The organism is Rickettsia endosymbiont of Ixodes pacificus (assembly GCF_000965155.1).
GTDB classification, from domain to species: Bacteria; Pseudomonadota; Alphaproteobacteria; order Rickettsiales; family Rickettsiaceae; genus Rickettsia; species Rickettsia tamurae.
The window spans coordinates 1-6,308 of the sequence record NZ_LAOP01000007.1 but is presented as its reverse complement, the minus strand read 5'-3'; the positions used below and the strand labels follow the sequence as shown (position 1 = coordinate 6,308).

The window sequence follows — 6,308 nt, the reverse complement described above, 5'->3', positions numbered from 1 at the left end:
AAAAGCAACAATAGCCAAAAGTAGTATTAAACATTAAGTTTACAAGTGGTGTCCAAGAAATTGTGATAATAGCAGTACTACCAGTTAATAGCAGAGCTACAGCCATAAGGTTATAAACCTTTAACATAAATTGTCTCAGACCTTCATCATGAGTTTAGAAGTAGTAGTGTAGTAGTAGTGTAATCAATCATAGGTAAAAATTGTTGAATATATGTTTATGATTCAAATTATAAATATAATAATAAGATTTTTTTTCAAGGTTATTTATTACTTTTTATTAGAGCAATAATGTTTAGAGTTAAGGATTAGAAATATTATCGAATAGGAATAGGAGCAAAGAGATGAAGATACTAAAGAGCAGGCAAGAGGTTAGAGGGCAGAAAAAAGAGAAGTTACCTTTGAAAGAAAAAGTCACCTGGTAGACGTCAAGTTTAAGATAAGGGATGAGAGATAGATAAGTCCAATGGTGGTTATGAGTAATCCAAGTATTATGAAGAATTCTGCATATAAGAACGATAATTATAGTTAATAATTATTTATAAGGATTGTCCTTTGATTTTCCATTTATCAATAATTTTAGGATTAAGTATTAATTGCTCTTTACAATCGAGTAGCATTCCGTAGAGAATATGGGCATTATTTGGGTGCAGATAATCAAGACCTGCTTTGACAAATAACCCCCCAAGCATAATCTTTTTCTGCTATCTGCTTTACGATCAAAGGTGGTAGCTTTTGATATTGCATACGAGTATACCATATTTTTTTACAATAGATTTAATCAGTTTTGGTGTTGTCTGATTTTTTACTGGTTAAATTCACTAATCTCAAGTGTTTGATACTAAACTAGTATACCGGCAATAATAATCAATAGTCAATGATAATAAAGCATCATACATATTTCTTTACATATTGCGGGGGTTCTTTAAGGGGGCAGCAAGCCCCCTTAATGCACTTTCGCGTTTTGTTGGCACAAACGCTATGCGCTCAGTGTGTATAAAACTATAGATAAAGAAAGTGGAGAAGCTATTAGTATTACTTATGATTTAGCAAAAAACAAGGAGTAGTATATAGTAAGATATTTGTATCTAAAGAATTTCAGGATATAGCATGGTTAAAAGATAGAGAGTATATTATGGAATGCAGCTGAAGCAAGAGAGAGAAGGCTGATTCAAGGCCTGGTGCTGAGATAGAATTTGCATTGCCTAGAGAAGTAACTAAGGAAGATAATATTAGATTAGTTGAAGAATATGTTGAGAAATGGATAGTATCACGAGGTATAGTATGTGACGTTAATATTCACTATGACAATCCTGATAATCCACATGTGCATATACAGTATTTTAAGTAGAAGGTTAGAGCGTTTAGAGAGTGGAGGAGTAGTAATTGGAAGAGTTAAGGATAGGGAGTTAGAAAGTACAAGATTCTTATATTTTTTAAGAGAGGAATGTGAGATAGAGATCAATAAGCTATATGAGGAAGCAGGTTTACCATTTAAAGTCAGTAGTAAGTCATATAGGCTCTTGGGATAGATCAAGAGCCTACAAGCATAGAGGTTCTAGTTATTATATGGAATCGACTGAGCTTGAGGCAAAGAATAAAAGAGATAATAGCAGAGAATGCGAGGAAGATAAGAGAGAATCCAGAGATAGTATTAGGGAAGGTTTCATATACGAAGCCGGTATTTACGAAAGAAGATATAGCAATAGCATTATCGGATAGCTTTGATGGTGCATTTAGTATCAAAAGGTAGCAATATTACTCAGGAACAAGAGATTATTAGAACATTTGGAAAAGGATTAGTTCAGGAGCAGATAGTAGTGAAAATGCATCAAAAAGCATAGGTAAATAATCCAGCAGAGAGTGCAGGTTAAGTAACAAGCTATTGAACATCTGAACAAAGAATATGGAGAAGATTTTTAAGGCTTTACAATCAGCTACTGGTATCAGACAAATAGAGCTGATGGATCAGAAGGATTTGATGGGAAGAACGCTATACTCACTTAAATCAGAGTAAATTTAGAGTGTCGTTATGTGTCTGCTATTGAAGAATTAAATGCTAAGGAGGACATAAGCTTAATATTACGCTGTAGATTTAGAAAGAAATAGTTTAAAAGATCAAGCTAGGTGACTTGGTAAATGAAGCAGGAGTCAAACCTACAAAATAAATTTAACGATAAAATAGGAGAAGTTTAGGTCTTAAAGCTTAATGTATTTGGCAGTAAGAACCACGTGTTCAGTAGCTGAGCAGATTGACGCAATCTTGTCTGTCTCAACGGCTCAGATATCAGCATACTTGAAGGTAATCCTGGAGCTGGTGAGACTTTTGTAGATGAGAGAATAGTACGGCAGTACAAGAAGGAAGGATTTAAGGTGGTAGGGTTTATTCTGATTATCAAAAACGTCGTGAACAGACAAGATTAGCGGATATTGCAAGAGAAGCAGAAAGCAAGACATTAATATCACATACGGAGCAAATTAAGCATGAGATAGCATCTGAGGTGTTTGTAGCCTTAGAAAAGATCAGAAATTTTTTGTAGCACTAAATGGCAACATCAATATAGAACATTTAATTATGAATTCCAGGACTTAGCACAGCAAGCTCTTGAACACAAGGAACAAGAACTTTTACCTAAATTAAAAGATATAGCAGCAGTAGAGCAGCATGGAGTCTTCAGCACGCAAGACATATTAGTACAGCTTAAGAATAGTAAAAATCTAGAAGAGACATATAAGCATTTGATAGAAGTTTAGAGAGTTATCAGTTAGAGACTCCAGTATCAGATGATTCAGCAAGACAAAGCTCACGCTAAGACAATCGATGAAATGTTAACTGCAATTAGCCGTGAACATGAATTCTTTAAGTCTCTTGATGGAATCTTAAATACGCAGAGCAATATGATAGTAGTTTATTATCTGCGATATCAAATGCTAAGACTATAGAGCAAGATAAGTTAATTAGTAATATGCATAATATGGTAGTATATGCCCAAAAACATGGTATATTAAAGGATTACGAGATACTAAATCAATTTAACTCTTCTGATAGTCATAATGTGCTTAAGAATTTAAGTAAAACATGTGAGAAGCATTATATGGATCATCACAATGAGAATATAAGCAGCTATTAGATGATGAGCATGTGATGGTAGGCACTAAGAAATATTCATGCCCACTTAAATACATGAAGCATGAGATGCAGAATAATATCCCAGGCTTTGTAGATGAGAAGCATAGCATCAACCTTTGCTAAGGTCAAAGCAGAAGTTAAAGAACTCCGCTTAGAAAGGGAGCTAGAGCATACGATGATTATGAGTTATAAGGATTTGCAAGTATGACTAATGAAGAGCATAATAATCAACAACAGCAAAAGACTTAGAAAATAGCGGTGCTTCTGAGCGTCCAAGGCATGATGCACTCATTCGTAAGGCTCTAGAGAATCCAATAGTAGCTAAAGAGTTCTTTGAAATGCATCTTCCAAAAGAGATTCAGGCTATGTTCTTGCCTCATACTCTTAAAATGGAAAAAGAAAGCTTTGTTGAAGCAGACCTTAGACACTCTATATCCGATATTCTATTCTCAGCTAAGTTTAATGATGATACTGGATATTTTTGGATTCTTTTAGAGCATCAAAGTACTCCTGATCACTTCATGGCTTTTAGGCTATTTAAATATATGACTGATATTGCATCAAGGCATTTAACTCTTCATCCTAAATCTAAGTATCTGCCTTTCGTATATCCGTTAATATTTTACAACGGCAAAAAGAATACAATGCTCCAAAGAATATTTGGGAACTATTTAAAAATAAACAGCTGGTGCAAGATATTTGGACTAAGGACCATCAGGTGATTAATATTCATGACATCCCCTGATGAGGAATTAAGAAAAAAGCTTGGTCAGGAATATTGCAATTCTTCATGAAGCATATTCATGAGAGAGATCTACTTAAAAGATGGTATGAGGTAGCTGACCTCTTACCCTGAATTCGCTAAACTCAATATCGGTATTGATTACCTAGAACTGATATTAACCTATACATTGATTAAAATTAACAAATCTGATAAAATAGAACTAGAAAAAATATTAAAGTCTCGTCTTAATACCGAACAAGGAGAAAAACTTATGACTAGCTTAGCTCAGCATTGGAAAGAAGAAGGTGTACAACAAGGCATGCAGATTGGCGAAGCTCGAGGCATGCAGATTGGCGAAGCTCGAGGCATGCAGATTGCGAAGCGAAAAAAATATGAAGTAGCTAAAAATATGCTTCTGCTGTTCTGATATTTCTTTTATCTCTAAAGTTACAGGACTTCTATTTCTGAAATCAACCAGCTTCTCAAGTCCTAATTCTTAAGTCAAAGGGTTACAACCCCTTTGACTTAGAACCAGTCACGTAAAATATTGTAATTAGAAAGATAGGTAGTATGTTAGCATCCAAAAGGAGAAGATGCTAGGATACACAAGCGACATGAGCGATGAAGAGTGGGGATTAATAGAAGAAATAATCAATAAAAGAAAAGGAAGCAAGGTCGTCCGCCCCCTAAGGATGCGCAAGGCTATTATGGAATGGGATATTTTATATAACCAAGAACGGCTGTTTTGGAGAGATTTGCCTAAAGATTTTGGTCCATGGAAATGAGTATTAATTACTTTATAGGTTAAAACATAGAGGAGTAATTGAGGATTTGATGAATAGTGCAAGAAGTATAAGTAAGACTTCAATTAGGCAAAGAATCAAGTCCTAGTATAGGAATCATCGATAGTCAAAGCGAAGGACACGTTCTTTTAAAAAATGAAGAGAAAGGATATGATGGAGGGAAAAAGGTAACAGGAGAAAACGTCATATAGTTGTAGATACTTTAGTTATCCTATTAATTATTGATGTACATAGTGCTACTCCTCATGATAGTAATTGTGCTAAGATATTATTATTTGGTTAAAGGAGAAGTTCCCAAGACTTATCAAGATCTTAGCTGATCGCGGTTATCAGGAAATTTGCAATAATGGTTTTATCGCCCATACTAGAGGATGTTTGCTTAGTGTTATTAAACCTGATAATGGTACAAAAGGATTTCAGGTTCAGCTTGAAGGATTTGATGATAAAGTAATATCCTTATATGCTCGGGGAATAACCATTAGGGAAATATAGCTAGACCATAGTAAATAGGTACAGTTAAATAAACTTTAGTACGTGTTCTACAGCCATACTGATATCTTTGAATTGCCCCGTAACTTTTCTTATTTCGTTCTTAATCTTAAACCAATAATGTTCTATAGGATTTAAGTCTGGGCTATATGTAGGTAAGAATAAAATTCTGCACCCAACCGACTCGATTAATTTGTAAAACTCTACACGGGCTGTTGAAAAAATCAACAAGGTTGCAAATACTTTAATATTTTTTATCTTTAATAGCAGTAGATAAAAAAACCAAAAAATAATTTTAAGTATCCGTTTAAAATTTTGTACTATCGCAATCATCAGTATTTGAATCTGTGTTTCTGTACACTTCTAAATTTTGCTCCTCGTAAACCATGATTCTCCTTAGCTTCACCAAATAGACCTTCTATTTTCCACTTTCTCTCAATTAGTTTTTTCTTAAAATCAATTCTATTCTGTCTGACCTTTACCTCATCTATTTCATCCTGATAAGGATTACGATAAATAAATCGTCCTCTATTACTATAATTATCAGAAATACAACCTGATTTTAGAGAGCAATTTTTACAATGCCCTCCTGTAATACGATAACGTTTTATTTGTTTTTATCTAATTTATCATACGGATAAAGATAATGTCCCTGTGGACACTTATATCTATCCTGTTCTCTATCATATTGAAATTCCCCCCTACTTATTTTTCCTTCACCAAGATTATCTACATGTAAAGGTATATAAGTTGTAATTCCAAGTAATTTAAAATATCCATAGGTTGGACCTCTACCATAACCTTTGTCTGCTATCCATTCTTTTACTCTAAAAGAAAAATTATTAAATATTTCCAAACTCTACTTGGAAGACATACACTCATGTTGTGATCCTGTACTTACATAACAATCTATTATATACGTGAATCTGAATCAATTGAGTAGTGGGTCTTATAACATAGCTTTTTATAACCATTAGTTCTTGATACAAGACTACAATCAGGATCTGTCCTACTGACATGAGTTTGATTAGATATTTTCCTTACTTTTTCCCTTCTCGGAAATCATGATAACGACGTTCATATTTTTTTAATTCTCTCTTTTGTGAATCACCTTGATCTTTCTTAATATTATTAGGCTATTCATAGAGGCATTAGATTCAACTAA

At 33.8% G+C, this 6,308-nt stretch carries 7 protein-coding genes and 3 pseudogenes; 5 read left to right on the top strand and 5 right to left on the bottom strand.

Annotated elements, in window-relative coordinates:
- Window positions 1–139 (bottom strand): annotated as a pseudogene (locus REIP_RS13035) (BAX inhibitor (BI)-1/YccA family protein); the annotation flags it as partial.
- 397 nt (window positions 140–536) lie between these two features.
- A complete protein-coding gene (locus REIP_RS08300) occupies window positions 537–689 on the bottom strand; it encodes a conjugal transfer protein TraD (protein WP_045804440.1) in 153 nt (50 codons plus the stop codon).
- Between the two features lie 509 nt (window positions 690–1,198).
- Between REIP_RS08300 and REIP_RS13030 the strand changes: the two genes are divergently transcribed.
- The 5 genes and pseudogenes from REIP_RS13030 to REIP_RS08285 all read left to right on the top strand — a co-directional run bounded on the left by REIP_RS13030 (window position 1,199) and on the right by REIP_RS08285 (window position 4,636).
- Complete coding sequence (locus tag REIP_RS13030; RefSeq protein ID WP_231569369.1) at window positions 1,199–1,348, top strand: MobA/MobL family protein; 150 nt, start codon at window positions 1,199–1,201, stop codon at window positions 1,346–1,348.
- Window positions 1,323–1,529 carry a hypothetical protein gene (locus REIP_RS13025; RefSeq protein ID WP_231569368.1) on the top strand — a complete coding sequence of 69 codons (207 nt, stop codon included), beginning with the start codon at window positions 1,323–1,325 and terminating at the stop codon, window positions 1,527–1,529. The genes REIP_RS13030 and REIP_RS13025 overlap by 26 nt, the downstream gene beginning before the upstream one ends.
- Before the next feature lie 1,434 nt (window positions 1,530–2,963).
- On the top strand, window positions 2,964–3,128 hold the full coding sequence (locus tag REIP_RS13020) for a hypothetical protein (protein ID WP_231569367.1): 165 nt from the start codon (window positions 2,964–2,966) through the stop codon (window positions 3,126–3,128).
- 289 nt (window positions 3,129–3,417) lie between these two features.
- Window positions 3,418–4,351, top strand: a pseudogene (locus REIP_RS08290) (Rpn family recombination-promoting nuclease/putative transposase).
- 93 nt (window positions 4,352–4,444) lie between these two features.
- Window positions 4,445–4,636 carry a transposase gene (locus REIP_RS08285; RefSeq protein ID WP_045804439.1) on the top strand — a complete coding sequence of 64 codons (192 nt, stop codon included), beginning with the start codon at window positions 4,445–4,447 and terminating at the stop codon, window positions 4,634–4,636.
- Between the two features lie 534 nt (window positions 4,637–5,170).
- Here REIP_RS08285 and REIP_RS10430 read toward each other — a convergent pair.
- From REIP_RS10430 to REIP_RS08275, 3 genes and pseudogenes are all read right to left on the bottom strand, one after another.
- Window positions 5,171–5,335, bottom strand: a pseudogene (locus tag REIP_RS10430) (transposase); the annotation flags it as partial.
- Between the two features lie 140 nt (window positions 5,336–5,475).
- A complete protein-coding gene (locus REIP_RS13860) occupies window positions 5,476–5,739 on the bottom strand; it encodes a transposase (protein ID WP_410525715.1) in 264 nt (87 codons plus the stop codon).
- Window positions 5,740–5,750: 11 nt separating this feature from the next.
- On the bottom strand, window positions 5,751–5,999 hold the full coding sequence (locus tag REIP_RS08275) for a hypothetical protein (RefSeq protein ID WP_045804437.1): 249 nt from the start codon (window positions 5,997–5,999) through the stop codon (window positions 5,751–5,753).
- Between the last annotated feature and the right edge of the window lie 309 nt (window positions 6,000–6,308).

Bases quoted from the DNA above. Each gene is read 5' to 3' on its own strand.
- REIP_RS08300 (WP_045804440.1), bottom strand. From the start codon at position 689: ATGCTTGGGGGGTTATTTGTCAAAGCAGGTCTTGATTATCTGCACCCA.
- REIP_RS13025 (WP_231569368.1), top strand. From the start codon at position 1,323: ATGTGCATATACAGTATTTTAAGTAGAAGGTTAGAGCGTTTAGAGAGT.
- REIP_RS13020 (WP_231569367.1), top strand. From the start codon at position 2,964: ATGCATAATATGGTAGTATATGCCCAAAAACATGGTATATTAAAGGAT.
- REIP_RS08285 (WP_045804439.1), top strand. From the start codon at position 4,445: ATGCTAGGATACACAAGCGACATGAGCGATGAAGAGTGGGGATTAATA.